At 69.1% G+C, this 15,581-nt stretch carries 12 protein-coding genes; 11 read left to right on the forward strand and 1 reads right to left on the reverse strand.

Annotated features, from left to right (window positions below; all coding sequences use genetic code 11):
- Nucleotides 1-161: 161 nt before the first annotated feature.
- A complete protein-coding gene (locus VXC91_RS34145; RefSeq protein WP_329511238.1) occupies nucleotides 162-1,109 on the reverse strand; it encodes a hypothetical protein in 948 nt (315 codons plus the stop codon).
- A 448-nt stretch (nucleotides 1,110-1,557) separates the two neighbouring features.
- Here VXC91_RS34145 and uvrC point away from each other — a divergent pair, with 448 nt between their 5' ends.
- The 11 genes from uvrC (at nucleotide 1,558) to VXC91_RS34200 (ending at nucleotide 15,495) form a co-directional block, all read left to right on the forward strand.
- Complete coding sequence (uvrC, locus tag VXC91_RS34150) at nucleotides 1,558-3,573, forward strand: excinuclease ABC subunit UvrC (RefSeq protein WP_329511239.1); 2,016 nt, start codon at nucleotides 1,558-1,560, stop codon at nucleotides 3,571-3,573.
- A 71-nt stretch (nucleotides 3,574-3,644) separates the two neighbouring features.
- The gene (rapZ, locus tag VXC91_RS34155; protein ID WP_408057539.1) at nucleotides 3,645-4,601 is read left to right on the forward strand and encodes an RNase adapter RapZ; all 957 of its coding nucleotides are present in this window, start codon (nucleotides 3,645-3,647) and stop codon (nucleotides 4,599-4,601) included.
- Entirely contained in the window at nucleotides 4,598-5,665 is a 1,068-nt protein-coding gene (locus VXC91_RS34160; protein WP_329511241.1) for a gluconeogenesis factor YvcK family protein, read from the forward strand. The genes rapZ and VXC91_RS34160 overlap by 4 nt, the downstream gene beginning before the upstream one ends.
- Nucleotides 5,656-6,645 (forward strand): DNA-binding protein WhiA, encoded by a 990-nt coding sequence (gene whiA, locus VXC91_RS34165; RefSeq protein WP_329511242.1) that lies wholly within the window; start codon nucleotides 5,656-5,658, stop codon nucleotides 6,643-6,645. Before VXC91_RS34160 ends, whiA begins: the two co-directional genes overlap by 10 nt.
- 151 nt (nucleotides 6,646-6,796) lie before the next feature.
- Nucleotides 6,797-9,754 (forward strand): M14 family metallopeptidase, encoded by a 2,958-nt coding sequence (locus tag VXC91_RS34170; protein WP_329511243.1) that lies wholly within the window; start codon nucleotides 6,797-6,799, stop codon nucleotides 9,752-9,754.
- A gap of 225 nt (nucleotides 9,755-9,979) precedes the next feature.
- Nucleotides 9,980-10,987: a type I glyceraldehyde-3-phosphate dehydrogenase gene (gene gap, locus VXC91_RS34175; RefSeq protein WP_329511244.1), complete on the forward strand. Its 1,008-nt coding sequence runs from the start codon at nucleotides 9,980-9,982 to the stop codon at nucleotides 10,985-10,987.
- Between the two features lie 162 nt (nucleotides 10,988-11,149).
- Nucleotides 11,150-12,361, forward strand: coding sequence for a phosphoglycerate kinase (locus VXC91_RS34180; RefSeq protein ID WP_329511245.1), 1,212 nt, complete (start codon nucleotides 11,150-11,152; stop codon nucleotides 12,359-12,361).
- A 6-nt stretch (nucleotides 12,362-12,367) separates the two neighbouring features.
- Nucleotides 12,368-13,144: a triose-phosphate isomerase gene (tpiA, locus tag VXC91_RS34185; protein ID WP_329511246.1), complete on the forward strand. Its 777-nt coding sequence runs from the start codon at nucleotides 12,368-12,370 to the stop codon at nucleotides 13,142-13,144.
- Nucleotides 13,145-13,297: 153 nt separating this feature from the next.
- Nucleotides 13,298-13,534 (forward strand): preprotein translocase subunit SecG, encoded by a 237-nt coding sequence (gene secG / locus VXC91_RS34190; protein WP_079050956.1) that lies wholly within the window; start codon nucleotides 13,298-13,300, stop codon nucleotides 13,532-13,534.
- Between the two features lie 211 nt (nucleotides 13,535-13,745).
- Nucleotides 13,746-14,081, forward strand: a complete 336-nt coding sequence (locus VXC91_RS34195) for an RNA polymerase-binding protein RbpA (RefSeq protein ID WP_003957010.1) — start codon at nucleotides 13,746-13,748, stop codon at nucleotides 14,079-14,081.
- 145 nt (nucleotides 14,082-14,226) lie between these two features.
- Nucleotides 14,227-15,495: an MFS transporter gene (locus tag VXC91_RS34200; RefSeq protein ID WP_329511247.1), complete on the forward strand. Its 1,269-nt coding sequence runs from the start codon at nucleotides 14,227-14,229 to the stop codon at nucleotides 15,493-15,495.
- The last annotated feature ends 86 nt before the right edge of the window (nucleotides 15,496-15,581 follow it).

Genomic DNA, 15,581 nt, shown 5'->3' on the forward strand with positions numbered 1-15,581 from the left:
TGTGTGCCGAGCGAGAGCCAAGCCCGGCGCGCAGCGCACTAGCCTTTCGTGTCACCGGGCAGGTTCCGTCCCGGCTGGTGTCGAGGGAGTAAGACCTTCCAGGTCGCTGACCTGGGCGGCTTCCTGAGCCAGGAATCCCCCTGCGTTAGCTGGGGGAGGGTTCAATCCCAGTCCCACCCGATGCCCACGATCCCCGACCTGACGCGCGGCTCCACCAGGTGCACAGAGCGATGGCGTCCGCTCAGCGTCAGCTCCTGGCGGCCGCTGCGCGGGGCCGCGGAGGAGTGCTGGGCGAAGCGGTGGCAGCGCACCGGCAGCGCCTCCTGGGCGAAGCTCACCTGGAGTGCGTACTGCCCGCCCGCCAGGCTGAAGCCGCGAAGGTACTCGGCCGACACACCCGCGGTGCCGTCCTCGAAGCCATAGCGAAAGAGGAACGTGTCGCCGGTGCGCAGCCGCGTGTCGAAGAGCAGTTCGGCGACCAGGACGCCCGTGTCGCGGTGCCATCGCACACGTCCTGTGCGGCAGTTCTCCAGCGCGTGCACCGCTGTCCGTTCCGGGGCGCAGCCCGGATCCCCGTGGTGGATGGCGATGTAGCGGTCAACTCCGTCCTTGTGAGCGCGCACGATGTGGTGCGACTCGCGGGCCAGCAGTTCCCGGCGCGCCCCGATGCGGACGCGCTCGTGATGGCCGATGGTGTGCAGTCCGCCGTCCAGGGGCGACTCCAGCTCGGTGAGAAGGCGCTCCAGGACGCCCGAGGCCTTCACCAGGGAGCGGTACGAACGGCCCGGGGGACGGTCGGGGTGGGGCCGCTCGTCGGTCGAGGCCAGCAGCCGGATCAGCGACTCGTCGGGCAGCTGGAGTATCTCCTCCAGGGCACGCACGGCGCGCAGGGACTCGGGTCGCTGCGGGCGACGCGCACCTTGCTGCCAGTAGCTCAGACTCGTCACCCCGACCCTGACCCCGTACCGGGACAGATGGTGCTGTACGCGCTGCAGCGGCAGTCCGCGGGCGGCGATCGCGGCGCGCAGCGCGACATGGAAGGGGCCGCCGCGCAGGGCCGCCTCCAACTCCGCCGGGACTGTATCCGCGTGCTGTGTGCCGTGCCGCATACAGGGGGGCCTTTCTGTGAATGTTCGCGACGGCTGGTCAGACCGTTCGCAGGGGCGTTCCGGGCCGGTCGGGGCACGCGGCGCCCGTTCACATGCGGACCCCGCCGATCACTGCCCGGAGGTTCCACGCATTGAAGCGTGTTGACCAAGTCCCGACAACACCTGATGCCCACCGCACGGAAGACTCTTCGCCCCTGTGGCCGGTTCGGCGGTGCTGCCCCGGCCGTCCATGCAACCGCCCGACCACCGCAGGCGGTCCCACGGCCCGGCGGGCTCCCTCGTGCCCTCTGCCCTGGCCGGAACGCACCCGTGTGCCCGATGTGCCCTCGGCCTGCCGAAGCCGGCATCCGTGAACGCCGGAGCGGGCCTTCCCTCGCCCTCGGCGGCCCGTCCGGCCCTTGTCCACAGGCGCGCCGTTGTGTCGGCCCCCGCCAGTAGGGTGTGAGACATGGCCGACCCCTCCAGCTACCGTCCCCAGCCGGGAGAGATCCCGGACTCTCCCGGGGTCTACAGGTTCCGTGACGAGCACCGCCGGGTGATCTACGTCGGAAAGGCGAAGAGCCTGCGCCAGCGCCTGGCGAACTACTTCCAGGACCTCGCGAACCTCCACCCGCGCACCCGCACCATGGTCACCACGGCCGCGTCCGTGGAGTGGACGGTGGTGTCCACGGAGGTCGAGGCCCTGCAGCTGGAGTACACCTGGATCAAGGAGTTCGACCCCAGGTTCAACGTCAAGTACCGCGACGACAAGAGCTACCCGTATCTCGCGGTGACGATGAACGAGGAGTTCCCGCGCGTCCAGGTGATGCGCGGCCAGAAGCGCAAAGGGGTGCGGTACTTCGGTCCTTACTCGCATGCGTGGGCGATCCGCGACACCGCGGATCTGTTGTTGCGTGTCTTCCCCGTGCGCACCTGCTCGGCAGGCGTCTTCAAGAACGCTGCCCGCACCGGGCGCCCCTGTCTGCTCGGTTACATCGGCAAGTGCTCCGCACCCTGCGTCGGCCGGATCTCCCCCGAGGACCACCGTGAACTGACCGAAGAATTCTGCGACTTCATGACGGGTCGCACCGGGACTTACCTCCGTCGTCTGGAGAAACAGATGGTGGGGGCGGCCGACGAGATGGAGTACGAGCGCGCCGCACGGCTGCGCGACGACATAGAGGCCCTGAAGAAGGCCATGGAGAAGAACGCGGTCGTGCTCACCGACGCGACCGACGCCGATCTGATCGCGGTCGCCGAGGACGAGTTGGAGGCGGCCGTGCAGATCTTCCATGTGCGCGGCGGGCGCGTACGCGGCCAGCGCGGCTGGGTCACCGACAAGGTCGAGGACGTCACCACCGGCGCCCTCGTCGAGCACGCCCTCCAGCAGCTCTACGGCGAGGAGACGGGCGACTCCGTGCCCAAGGAGGTCCTGGTCCCGGCGCTGCCCGACCCCATAGAGCCGGTCCAGGACTGGCTCACCGGCCGCCGAGGGGCGAACGTGTCCCTGCGCATCCCGCAGCGTGGTGACAAGAAGGCGTTGATGGAGACCGTGCAGCGCAATGCCCTGCAGGCGCTCGCTCTGCACAAGACCAAGCGCGCCTCCGACCTGACCACGCGCTCGCGCGCTCTGGAGGAGATCGCCGACGCCCTCGAGCTGGACAGCGCCCCGCTCAGGATCGAGTGCTACGACATCTCGCACCTCCAGGGCGAGGACGTGGTGGCCTCCATGGTGGTCTTCGAGGACGGACTGCAGCGCAAGAGCGAGTACCGCCGCTTCCAGATCAAGGGCTTTGAGGGCCAGGACGACGTCCGGTCCATGCACGAGGTGATCACCCGCCGCTTCAAGCGCTACCTCGTCGAGAAGGAGAAGACGGGGGAGTGGGCGGACGGGGACGCCCTGACGGAGGACGACGGGCGGCCCAAGAGGTTCGCCTATCCGCCGCAGCTCGTCGTGGTCGACGGCGGCCGGCCGCAGGTCGCGGCGGCCAGGAAGGCGCTGGACGAACTCGGCATCGACGACATCGCCGTATGCGGCCTCGCCAAGCGCCTGGAGGAGGTCTGGCTGCCCGACGAGGACGACCCGGTGGTTCTGCCCCGCACCAGCGAGGGCCTCTACCTCCTGCAGCGTGTTCGCGACGAGGCCCACCGTTTCGCGATCACCTACCAGAGGACCAAGCGGACCAAGCGACTCAGGACGAGTCCCCTGGACGAGGTATCGGGACTCGGGGAGACACGCAAACAGGCGTTGATCAAGCACTTCGGCTCGGTGAAGAGGCTTCGATCCGCAACAATCGACCAGATTCAGGAGGTCCCCGGCATCGGCCGCAAGACGGCCGAGACGATCGCCGTGGCCCTCGCCCAGGCGGCCCCGGCCGCACCCGCCGTGAACACGGCGACCGGAGAGATCATGGAAGAGGAGGAGCCCGAGAGGACGGAGGGTTCCTCCGGGGAACCCGTGTCCGCGGGGCCTCCCGATGAGTGACGGGGGCAGGAGACATGACCGAGCATGACCGGAGCACAGAAGAACGCTCGACGCAGGACCAGGCCGCCCACATGGACGCGGGTGAGGATCAGCCGCGTCAGCCGGCGGGTCAGGAAGACGGAGCACAGGTGAGTACGGGCATCGAAGCGGCCGGGGTGCCGGACACGGCCATCCCCGAGCTGGTGATCATTTCCGGTATGTCGGGCGCGGGACGGTCGACGGCCGCGAAGTGCCTGGAGGACCTCGGCTGGTTCGTCGTCGACAACCTGCCGCCCGCGCTGATCCCCACCATGGTGGAGCTGGGCGCCCGCTCTCAGGGCAATGTCGCCCGTATCGCGGTCGTCGTCGACGTCCGTGGTGGCCGTTTCTTCGACAACCTCCGCGAGTCGCTGGCCGACCTGGAGGCGAAGAACGTCACTCGGCGCATCGTGTTCCTGGAGTCCTCCGACGAGGCCCTGGTGCGCCGTTTCGAGTCCGTTCGACGTCCGCACCCACTGCAGGGCGACGGCCGCATCGTCGACGGCATCGCCGCCGAGCGCGAGCTGCTGCGTGAGCTGCGGGGTGACGCCGATCTGGTGATAGACACCTCCAGCCTCAACGTGCACGAACTGCGCGCCAAGATGGACGCCCAGTTCGCCGGCGAGGAGAAGCCCGAGCTGCGGGCCACCGTCATGTCCTTCGGCTTCAAGTACGGCCTCCCGGTGGACGCCGATCTCGTCGCGGACATGCGTTTCCTGCCGAACCCGCACTGGGTCCCGGAGCTGCGCCCGTACACCGGCCTCAACGAGGAAGTGGCCACGTACGTGTTCAACCAGCCGGGAGCCAAGGAGTTCCTCGACCGTTACTCCGAGCTGCTCCGGCTCATCGCCGCCGGGTACCGCCGTGAGGGCAAGCGCTACGTGACCATCGCCATCGGCTGCACCGGAGGCAAGCACCGCTCCGTCGCCATGTCGGAGAGGCTCGCCGCCCGGCTGGCCGCCGAGGGAGTGGAGACCGTGGTCGTGCACCGGGACATGGGGCGCGAGTGAGCGGACGTACTCTGCGGCTGAGCAGGCTGCGCCGGGTGGTGTCCGAGGGACGGGGCGACAGTCCCGCCGAGGCCCGCGGCGGCCGGGCGCGCCGCCGCGGCACCCAGCCCAAGGTGGTTGCCCTGGGCGGCGGCATGGGGCTGTCCGCCTCGCTCGCCGCGCTGCGCCGGATCACCGGTGACCTCACCGCCGTTGTCACCGTCGCCGATGACGGCGGCTCCAGCGGCCGCCTGCGCGACGAGCTCGGCGTTCTCCCGCCCGGGGATCTGCGCAAGGCCCTCGCCGCGCTCTGCGGCGACGACGACTGGGGCCAGACCTGGGCCCGTGTCATCCAGCACCGTTTCCAGTCCGAGGGTGATCTGCACGAACACGCCGTCGGCAATCTGTTGATCGTGGCCCTGTGGGAGCAGCTCGGAGACCACGTCCAGGCCCTCGACCTGGTCGGCAGGCTGCTCGGCGCCCACGGCCGTGTCCTGCCCATGTCCGCGGTACCCCTGGAGCTGCAGGCGCTGGTCAAGGGCCACGACCTGGAGCACCCGGACGAGATCGGGACGGTGCGGGGACAGGCGAATGTCGCGCTCACCCGCGGGGAGGTGCAGTCCGTGCACCTCGTGCCGAACGACCCGCCTGCCGTGCCCGAGGCCGTCGCCGCGGTCCAGGACGCCGACTGGGTCGTGCTGGGCCCGGGCTCCTGGTTCTCGTCGGTGATCCCGCATCTGCTCGTCCCCGAGCTCCTGGACGCCCTCTCGGAGACCAAGGCGCGCCGGATACTCTCCTTGAACCTCGCTCCGCAGCCGGGAGAGACCGCCGGCTTCTCCCCGCAGCGTCATTTGGAGGTTTTGGGACGACACGCCCCTAAACTCGCCCTGGACGTGGTGCTGGCCGACCAGGCCGCCGTGCCCGATCGTGCCCTGCTGAACGAGGCCGCCGAGCGGTTCGGCGCCACGGTCGAGCTGGCACCGGTGGCCCGGACCGACGGAACCCCGCGGCACGACCCGGAGCTGTTGGCCGCCGCGTACGACCGTATTTTTCGGATGCATGGAAGGATCGGCCCATGGCGATGACGGCAGCGGTGAAGGACGAGATCTCCCGGCTTCCCGTCACCCGGACCTGCTGCAGAAAGGCGGAGGTCTCGGCGATCCTGCGGTTCGCGGGTGGACTGCACCTGGTCAGCGGCCGCATCGTGATCGAGGCGGAGCTGGACACGGCGATGGCTGCACGGCGTGTCAAGCGGGACATTCTCGAGATCTTCGGCCATGGCTCCGAGCTGATCGTGATGGCGCCCGGCGGCCTGCGCCGCGGCTCCCGCTATGTGGTCCGCGTGGTCGCGGGCGGTGACCAGCTGGCCCGCCAGACAGGTCTCGTCGACGGCCGGGGCCGCCCGATCCGCGGTCTGCCCCCGCAGGTGGTGTCGGGAGCCACCTGCGACGCCGAGGCGGCCTGGCGCGGCGCCTTCCTGGCACACGGTTCGCTCACGGAGCCCGGCCGCTCGTCCTCACTCGAGGTGACCTGCCCCGGTCCGGAGGCCGCGCTCGCCCTGGTCGGCGCCGCCCGTCGCCTGTCGATCGCCGCCAAGGCGCGCGAGGTGCGGGGCGTGGACCGTGTGGTCGTCCGGGACGGCGACGCCATCGGCGCGCTGCTCACCCGCCTCGGCGCGCACGAGTCCGTGCTGGCCTGGGAGGAGCGGCGGATGCGCCGCGAGGTCCGCGCCACGGCGAACCGCCTGGCCAACTTCGACGACGCCAACCTGCGCCGTTCCGCCCGTGCGGCCGTCGCGGCCGGTGCACGGGTCGCCCGTGCCCTGGAGATCCTCGGTGACGAGGTCCCCGAGCACCTTGCGGCAGCCGGCCGGCTGCGGATGGAGCACAAGCAGGCCTCCCTGGAGGAGCTGGGCGCCCTCGCCGACCCGCCGCTGACCAAGGACGCGGTCGCGGGCCGTATCCGCCGGCTGCTGGCGATGGCCGACAAGCGCGCGGCGGACCTCGGAATCCCGGGCACGGAGTCCAACCTCACGGAGGAGCTGGCGGACAACCTGGCCGGGTGACCCGTGAGCTCGACACGCCGGTTCCCTGCGCCTATTGAGTGGGCGTAGGGAACCGGCGTTTGTCTGTCCTTGGGGCAGTCTTGACTCGATCATGAACTGTCATGAGCCTGGCAACGTTCGCCGCTGGGGCGGACCACTGCTAGGGGGGTCCATGAGACACAGAGCGAGATCGATCCTCGCTGTCGGCGCGCTCCTGCTCGGCGGAGCGAGCCTCGCACCCATCGCCCAGGCGCAGACGGGAAGCTCATCCGGCACGTCCGGCGCGGACGAGGTCAAGGTCTTCCGCGCCGAAGTCACCCAGAAGCAGATACCCCTGCTGCTCAAGGCCGGACAGGACGGCCACGAACTCGGCGAGCAGGTGGCCGGGAACGACAGGACAACCGTCGAGGTCTACCTCACCGATCAGCAGGCCGCCGGGCTGGAGAAGCAGGGCGTCGCCCTCACCGAACACACGCTTTCGGCCAAGGCGGAGACGCGGGTCGAGGGTGCGTCCCAGGGCGTCTTCCGCCCCTACAGCGGAATGGGCGGCATCGCGGAGGAGATCGTCAGGACGGGGCAGGCCCATCCCGAACTGACCAAGGTCGAATCCATCGGCAAGACGATCAACGGCCAGGACATCCTCGCCCTCAAACTGACCAAGGACGCGAAGAAGTCGAAGGACGGCTCCAAGCCCTCGGTGCTGTACGTCTCCAACCAGCACGCGCGTGAGTGGATCACACCGGAGACCACCCGGCGGTTGATGCGCTACTACCTGGACCACTACGCCACGGACAAGCGCATCAGGAAGATCGTCGACTCCACCGAGCTGTGGTTCGTCGTCTCGGCCAACCCGGACGGCTACGACTACACGTTCAAAGACTCCGACACCCGCCTGTGGCGCAAGAACCTGCGGGACGTCAACGGCGACGGCGTCGTATCCACCGGCGACGGCGTCGACCTCAACCGCAACTTCGCCTACAAGTGGGGCTACGACGACGAGGGTTCGTCCCCCAACCCCACCAGTCAGACCTATCGCGGCGCCGCCCCCGGGTCGGAGCCCGAGACCCGGGCGCTCGACCGATTCGAGAAACGCATCGGGTTCACGTACGGGATCAACTACCACTCCGCCGCCGAACTGCTCCTCTACGGCGTCGGCTGGCAGGTCGCCACCCCTACCCCCGACGACGTCCTCTACAAGGCGCTCGCCGGCACCCCGGACAACCCGGCGATCCCCGGCTACCGCTCGCAGGTCTCCTCGGAGCTGTACACCACCAACGGCGAGGCGGACGGCCACGCCGCGAACGTCAACGGTATGGCGATGTTCACACCCGAGATGTCGACCTGCCAGACCGTCTCGAACAGTGACCCGAACGACGGGTGGAACGCTGCCGACTGCCAGTCGGTCTTCAACTTCCCCGACGACGAGAAGCTGATCCAGCAGGAGTTCGAGAAGAACCTCCCCTTCGCGCTCTCCGTCGCCGAGACCGCCTCCCACCCCGACCAGCCGTCGTCCTCGGTCGGCATCGACGCTCCGGACTTCACCCCGGCCGCCTTCTCGACGTCGTACTCGCGCGGCGCGGACCAGGAGGTCTCGGTCGTGGTGCGGAAGTCCGTGCGCGACAAGGAGCTCAAGTACCGCGTCAACGGCGGCCGTATCAAAGACCTGGCGCTCAAGCCCTGGAAGGGCGGCGAGACCTATGGCGGCGAGGACAACCTCTACTTCGACGAGTACCGGGCCACGGTGCGGGACGGCGATCCGGGCGACAAGGTCGAGGTGTGGTTCACCGGTGAGACGAGGAGCGGCAGGAACACGTCGAGCCGGCACTTCACTTACACCGTGGCCGAGCGGCCCGGCGCGGACACCCTGGTGGTCGCCGAGGAAGGCGCCACAGCCACCCAGGCACAGCCCTACGTCGACGCCCTGAGGGCGAACGGCCGCAAGGCGATCGTCTGGGACGTGGCCGCACAGGGAGCGCCCGACGCACTCGGGGTGCTGGACCACTTCAGGACCGTCGTCCACTACACGGGCGCGAGCGTCCCGGGCAACGCCACCCAGCTCCAGCTGCGCGCGTTCCTCAACGAGGGCGGCAAGCTGATCGAGGCGGGCGAACAGGCCGGCGGCACCGTCGACCTCGGTGGCGGCACGCTCTCGGACGACTTCAGCCAGTACTACCTGGGCGCCTACTCGCGCACCTCGACGCCGGGGGCCAACGGCTTCACCGGCTCCGGCAGGCTCGAGGGCTTCTCCGGGCCGCTGGGCGCCGCGGTGGGCAACCCGCTGGACAAGGCGGGCACGTACGGCGTCACCTCGGACGAACTTCCCGTCGCCACGTACCCTCAGTTCACGAGCGCCGGGGCCGGCCGGTTCGCCGGGACCGTCAACCCGTACGGGCCGTACACGGGTTCGTACATGGCGGCCGCCGTCCACACCGACGACGGGTACAAGCGGCTCACCCGCACCCTCGACCTCACCGAGGTCGGCGCGGCCGAGCGGCCCACCTTGCGCACGCGGCTGCTGTGGGACACCGAACCGGGCTACGACCACGCCGTGGTCGAGATCCACACCGTAGGGGCAGACGACTGGACGACCCTGCCGGAGGCCGGAGGTGCCACCCACGACACGGTGCCGACGGAGTGCGAGGCCGGGTTCCTCATGGCCGAGCACCCCTGGCTCAAGCACTACCTGACCATGGCGGCGACCGGTTGCAACGCGACCGGAACCACCGGTGCGTGGCACAGCCTCACCGGCTCGTCGAGCGGGTGGCAGCAGGTGGACTTCGACCTGAGCGCGTACGCCGGAAAGACGGTGGAGCTCTCGCTGAGCTACATCACCGACCCGGGCAGCGGCGGCCACGGCGTACTCACCGACGACGCCTCGCTCGTCGTCGGCGGCACGGCCACCGAGACCGAGGGCTTCGAAACGTCCCTGGGCGCCTGGAGCGTGGCCGGACCGCCCGCGGGCAGTCCGGCCGTCCGCAAGGACTGGGCGCGCACCGGGGCGTTGTTCACGACATACGGAGCGGTCACCACGGACCGGACCGTGCTGCTGGGCTTCGGCCTCGAGCACGTCACCTCGGCGGCGGACCGGGCGACGCTCATCAAGAAGTCACTGACCGCACTCGAAGGCTGACGTTTCGTAGCCATCGGCAGTTGGTCCCGTATCACCGAAAAGTGTGATCGGGCCCTTTCCCGGTGCGGTCCGTACCCCTACTGGCGGGTACGGACCGCACTGCCGTGTATGGGGCATCTCGATGTCACTGCGGGGAGCTCAGGGAGGTAGGGTCATGGGTGGTCGGGGACATCCCATACAGCTCGCCGGCGTCGAAAGCCGGCGTACCAACGAGGAGATCGGTTCGTGACGATCCGCGTAGGCATCAACGGCTTCGGCCGCATCGGTCGTAACTACTTCCGCGCGCTGCTGGAGCAGGGTGCAGACATCGAGATCGTGGCTGTCAATGACCTGGGTGACACCGCGACCACCGCTCACCTGCTGAAGTACGACACCATCCTCGGCCGTCTCAAGCAGGAGGTGTCCCACACCGAGGACACCATCACCGTCGGCGGCAAGACGATCAAGGTCCTCTCCGAGCGCAACCCCGCCGACATCCCGTGGGGCGAGCTGGGTGTCGACATCGTCATCGAGTCGACCGGCATCTTCACCAAGAAGGAAGACGCCGAGAAGCACATCGCCGGCGGCGCCAAGAAGGTCATCATCTCGGCCCCGGCCAAGAACGAGGACGTCACGATCGTGATGGGTGTCAACCAGGACACCTACGACCCGGCGAAGCACCACGTCATCTCCAACGCCTCCTGCACCACCAACTGCGTGGCTCCGATGGCGAAGGTCCTCGACGAGAACTTCGGCATCGTCAAGGGTCTGATGACCACGGTGCACGCGTACACGAACGACCAGCGCATCCTGGACTTCCCTCACAAGGACCTGCGCCGCGCCCGTGCCGCCGCCGAGAACATCATCCCCACCACCACCGGTGCCGCCAAGGCCACCGCCCTGGTCCTGCCGCAGCTCAAGGGCAAGCTGGACGGCATCGCCATGCGCGTCCCGGTCCCGACCGGTTCGGTCACCGACCTCGTCGTCGAGCTGAGCCGCGAGGTCACCAAGGAAGAGGTCAACGCCGCCTTCCAGAAGGCCGCCGAGGGCGAGCTCAAGGGTCTCGTCGACTACACCGAGGACCCGATCGTCTCCTCCGACATCGTCAACGCCCCGGCGTCCTGCACCTTCGACTCCTCCCTGACCATGGTCCAGGAGGGCAAGAACGTGAAGGTCATCGGCTGGTACGACAACGAGTGGGGCTACTCCAACCGTCTGGTCGACCTCACGGTCTTCGTCGGCAACCAGCTCTGATCGCCGAAGCAGGCCCCTCGATGCGATAGCAGGGCTCGGGCAGCGCACGGTCGCGCTGCCCGAGCCCTGCCGCACGTCCGGCGAGCCGACCCGCGCGGGCGCGGCTCGTGTGCAGATCCATCAGCCCTCGTACGATCAAGAGCCCTCCTCAGGAGTCCTTTTATGAAGACGATCGACGAACTCCTCTCCGAAGGCGTGGACAACAAGCGGGTCTTCGTCCGCGCCGACCTCAACTGCCCGCTGGCCGACGGCCTCATCACCGACGACGGCCGTATCCGCGCCGTTCTGCCCACCGTCAAGGCCCTCGCCGACGCGGGCGCCAAGGTGATCGTCGCCTCGCACCTGGGCCGCCCCAAGGGCGCTCCGGACCTGGCCTTCTCGCTGCTGCCCGCCGCCGAGCGCCTCGCCGAACTGCTCGGCGCCCCGGTCGCGTTCGCCCAGGACACCGTCGGCCCCGCCGCCCACGACGCGGTGGACGGCCTCCAGCCCGGCCAGGTCGCGGTCATCGAGAACCTGCGCTTCAACCCCGGCGAGACCGCCAAGGACGACACCGAGCGCGGCGAGTTCGCCGACCGGCTCGCCGCCCTCGCCGACGTGTATGTGGGCGACGGCTTCGGCGCTGTCCACCGCAAGCACGCCTCCGTGTACGACCTGCCGGCCCGCCTGCCGCACTACGCCGGCTACCTCATCGCCACCGAGGTAGGCGTCCTGAAGAAGCTCACCGAGGACGTTCGGCGGCCGTATGTCGTCGCGCTCGGCGGTGCCAAGGTCTCCGACAAGCTGGCCGTCATCGACCGGCTGCTCGACAAGGCCGACCGTCTGCTCATCGGCGGCGGCATGGCCTACACCTTCCTCAAGGCCAAGGGCTACGAGGTCGGCATCTCCCTCCTCCAGGAGGACCAGATCCCGGCTGTCACCGAGTACATCGAGCGCGCGGAGAAGAACGGGGTCGAGCTGCTCCTCCCCGTCGACGTGCTGGTCTCCGCGGAGTTCCCGGACCTGAAGACCAAGGCCCCCGCCAACCCCACCGTCGTCGCCGCGGACGCGATCCCGGCGGACCAGGAGGGCCTGGACATCGGCCCGGAGACCCGCAAGCTCTACGCCTCGAAGCTCGCCGACGCGGCCACCGTCTTCTGGAACGGCCCCATGGGCGTCTTCGAGCACCCCGACTACGCCGAGGGCACCAAGGCGGTCGCCCAGGCCCTCGTCGAATCCCCGGCCTTCACCGTGGTCGGTGGCGGTGACTCCGCCGCGGCCGTCCGCATCCTGGGATTCGACGAATCGGCATTCGGCCACATCTCGACCGGCGGCGGCGCCTCTCTCGAGTACCTCGAGGGCAAGACGCTCCCCGGCCTCGCCGCACTGGAGGACTGAACCTCGATGAGCACGCGCACGCCGCTGATGGCGGGCAACTGGAAGATGAACCTCAACCACCTCGAGGCCATCGCCCACGTCCAGAAGCTCGCCTTCGCCCTGGCCGACAAGGACTACGACGCCGTCGAGGTCGCGGTTCTGCCGCCCTTCACCGACCTGCGTTCCGTGCAGACCTTGATCGACGGTGACAAGCTCAAGATCAAGTACGGTGCCCAGGACGTCTCGGCGCACGACTCCGGCGCCTACACCGGCGAGATCTCCGGCTCGATGCTGGCCAAGCTGAAGTGCACCTACGTGGCGATCGGACACTCCGAGCGCCGCCAGTACCACAACGAGACCGACGAGCTGGTGAACGCCAAGGCCAAGGCCGCCTTCAAGCACGGTCTGACCCCGATCCTGTGCGTCGGCGAGGAGCTGGAGGTCCGCGAGGCGGGCAACCACGTCACGCACACACTCGCGCAGGTCGAGGGCGGTCTCAAGGACCTGCCGGCCGAACAGGCCGAGTCGGTCGTGATCGCCTACGAGCCCGTCTGGGCCATCGGCACCGGCAAGGTCTGCGGCGCCGACGACGCGCAGGAGGTCTGTGCGGCGATCCGTGGCAAGATCGCGGAGCTGTACACGCAGGAGGTGGCCGACAAGGTCCGCGTCCAGTACGGCGGCTCGGTGAAGTCCGGCAATGTGGCGGAAATCATGTCGAAGCCGGACATTGACGGCGCTCTGGTCGGCGGTGCCTCGCTGGACGCCGACGAGTTCGTCAAGATCGTCCGCTTCCGGGACCAGTGAGTCGCCCTCCGGAGGCGAACGGACAGGTCGCGAGTATGCGGTAGAGGCGATCCGTCGTACCCTTGCGGGGCCGAGACTGTTATTCGGAACGTGAAGGTTCCATAAGAGCCTCGGCCCCGTCGTCCATCCGAATCCGAGGAAGTTGGTCCAGCCGTGGTTTTGGGGTTCTCGATCGCCCTGATCGTCTTCAGCCTGCTGCTGATGCTGCTGGTGCTGATGCACAAGGGGAAGGGCGGCGGCCTCTCCGACATGTTCGGTGGCGGCATGCAGTCCTCTGTCGGCGGCTCCTCGGTCGCCGAGCGTAACCTCGACCGGATCACCATCGTGATCGGTCTGCTCTGGTTCGCGTGCATTGTGGTGCTCGGCATCCTGATGAAGGTCAAGAGCTAGCGTCGGGCGACACCGACAGATCGCACATAAAGTACGTAACGCCCCATGTTCGGTACGGGTCTTCGGACGCGGCCTATCATGGGGCTTGCGTCTAGGGGCGGGGGTAACTCCCATCACTGGACGCGCGTTGGGCCTTACGTAGACTGAGGCGCTCGCAGCGAAGCGAAACGCCGACTCGCTTTGCGGCACCATCACGCAGGGAGTTACGACCGTGGCAAGTGGCAACGCGATCCGAGGAAGTCGGGTCGGGGCGGGGCCGATGGGCGAGGCCGAGCGCGGTGAGTCCGCACCGCGTCTGCGCATCTCCTTCTGGTGCTCCAACGGGCACGAGACGCAGCCGAGCTTCGCCAGCGACGCGCAGGTTCCCGACACCTGGGACTGCCCGCGCTGCGGCTTTCCGGCCGGTCAGGACCGGGACAACCCGCCGGACCCGCCGCGTACCGAGCCCTACAAGACGCACCTCGCGTATGTGCGGGAGCGGCGCAGCGACGCGGACGGCGAGGCGATCCTCGCCGAGGCGCTCGCCAAGCTGCGGGGCGAGATCTAGGAGTTGAGTCCGGCCGGGCACCGACGCGTGTCCGGCCGGAGTCGTTGTCACCGCGCGTGGTGGACACGCGCGGTGGACCGCCTCACGGCCGATTGTCAGTGGTGGCCCCTACGGTGTGTGCACCGGCACATCGTGAGGGGGAATCGTGACGACGGTCGAGGTGGCGGGCGTGCGTGCGCCCGCGTGGCGCGGGGGGTTCGGGCGGCTGTGGGCCGCTGCCGTGGTCTCCCGGTTCGGAGACGCGCTGCGGGCGGCCGCGCTGCCGCTGCTGGCCGTACGGCTCACGGACGAGCCCCTCGTCGTCGCCTCCGTCACGGCGTGCGGCTATGCCCCGTGGCTGCTCTTCGGCCTGCTCGGCGGGGCCGTGGCGGACCGGGTGGACCAGCGGCGGGCGATGTGGGCCGTCGACACCGTGCGGGGTGTGGTCGTCGCCTCCTTCGCGCTCGCTGTGGGGCTCGGCCACGCCTCGATCCCGCTGCTGCTCGCGCTCGCTTTCTCGCTCACCACCCTCCAGACCCTCTTCGACAACGCCTCGACGGCGTTGCTGCCCTCCTTGGTGGAGCATGAGGCCCTCGGCAGCGCCAACGCCCGGCTGATGACCGGACAGCAGCTGGCGGGCGGCCTGCTCGCAAGCCCGTTCGTGCCGCTGCTGCTGGCGGCCGGTGCCTTCATGCCGTTCGCGGTGGACGCGAGCACCTATCTGCTGGCCGCCGCCCTCGTGGCCTCCCTGCGGGTACGGCCGCCGGAGCGCGATCCGCGTCCGGCAGGCAGCACGCTGAGGGCGGAGATCGCCGACGGTCTGCGTACGCTGTGGCGGGATCGGGCATTGCGCGGGGTGTGCCTGGCCACGCTGCTGTGCAACATCGGCATGGGCGCCCTGATCGCCACACTGGTGCTGCACGTGACGCGCTGGCTGCACGGGGGCACCGTGGGATACGCGGCCGCGATGACGGCGTACTCGGCCGGCAGCCTGGCCGGAGGCTTCATCGCCCAGCGGATCGCGCGCCGCACCGGACGCGTCCGGGCGCTGCTCCTGGCCGGAGGCGTCCAGACGACGGCCCTGCTCGTCATGGGCACCGTCCGCCAGCTGGCGGCCCTCGTCGTGGGCATGCTGCTGCTCGGCGCCATGAACATGGTGTGGAACGTCAACCAGGTCACGCTGATGCAGCAACGCAGCCCCTCGGCCATGGTGGGCCGCATCGCCTCCGCCTTTCGCACGGCCTCGACGTCCGGTGCGCCGCTCGGTGCGCTGTTCGGCGGAGCTGTGGCCCATACGTACGGGCTGAACGGGCCCGCGCTGCTAGCGGCCGTGCTCTTCGGACTGGCCGTCACCTCGTTGATAACCGTGAGCCGGCGGGACGTACCTGTTGTTGCGCCGGACGACGGCGCGACGGCAGGTCACCCGGGACCCTGATCAATTAGGTTGGGACCGGAAGCGGGGCGAGGTACGCAGCAGCACAAGCAAGGAAGAAGGCTGAAGTCCGAGATGAATGCAGACGG

The organism is Streptomyces chiangmaiensis, assembly GCF_036281785.1.
In the GTDB taxonomy this organism is placed as follows: Bacteria; Actinomycetota; Actinomycetes; order Streptomycetales; family Streptomycetaceae; genus Streptomyces; species Streptomyces chiangmaiensis.

What these genes read in the sequence shown, in the direction of transcription:
- VXC91_RS34145 (WP_329511238.1), bottom strand. Translation starts at nt 1,109, where the DNA reads ATGCGGCACGGCACACAGCACGCGGATACAGTCCCGGCGGAGTTGGAG.
- uvrC (WP_329511239.1), top strand. Translation starts at nt 1,558, where the DNA reads ATGGCCGACCCCTCCAGCTACCGTCCCCAGCCGGGAGAGATCCCGGAC.
- rapZ (WP_408057539.1), top strand. Translation starts at nt 3,645, where the DNA reads ATGGACGCGGGTGAGGATCAGCCGCGTCAGCCGGCGGGTCAGGAAGAC.
- whiA (WP_329511242.1), top strand. Translation starts at nt 5,656, where the DNA reads ATGGCGATGACGGCAGCGGTGAAGGACGAGATCTCCCGGCTTCCCGTC.
- VXC91_RS34170 (WP_329511243.1), top strand. Translation starts at nt 6,797, where the DNA reads ATGAGACACAGAGCGAGATCGATCCTCGCTGTCGGCGCGCTCCTGCTC.
- VXC91_RS34180 (WP_329511245.1), top strand. Translation starts at nt 11,150, where the DNA reads ATGAAGACGATCGACGAACTCCTCTCCGAAGGCGTGGACAACAAGCGG.
- tpiA (WP_329511246.1), top strand. Translation starts at nt 12,368, where the DNA reads ATGAGCACGCGCACGCCGCTGATGGCGGGCAACTGGAAGATGAACCTC.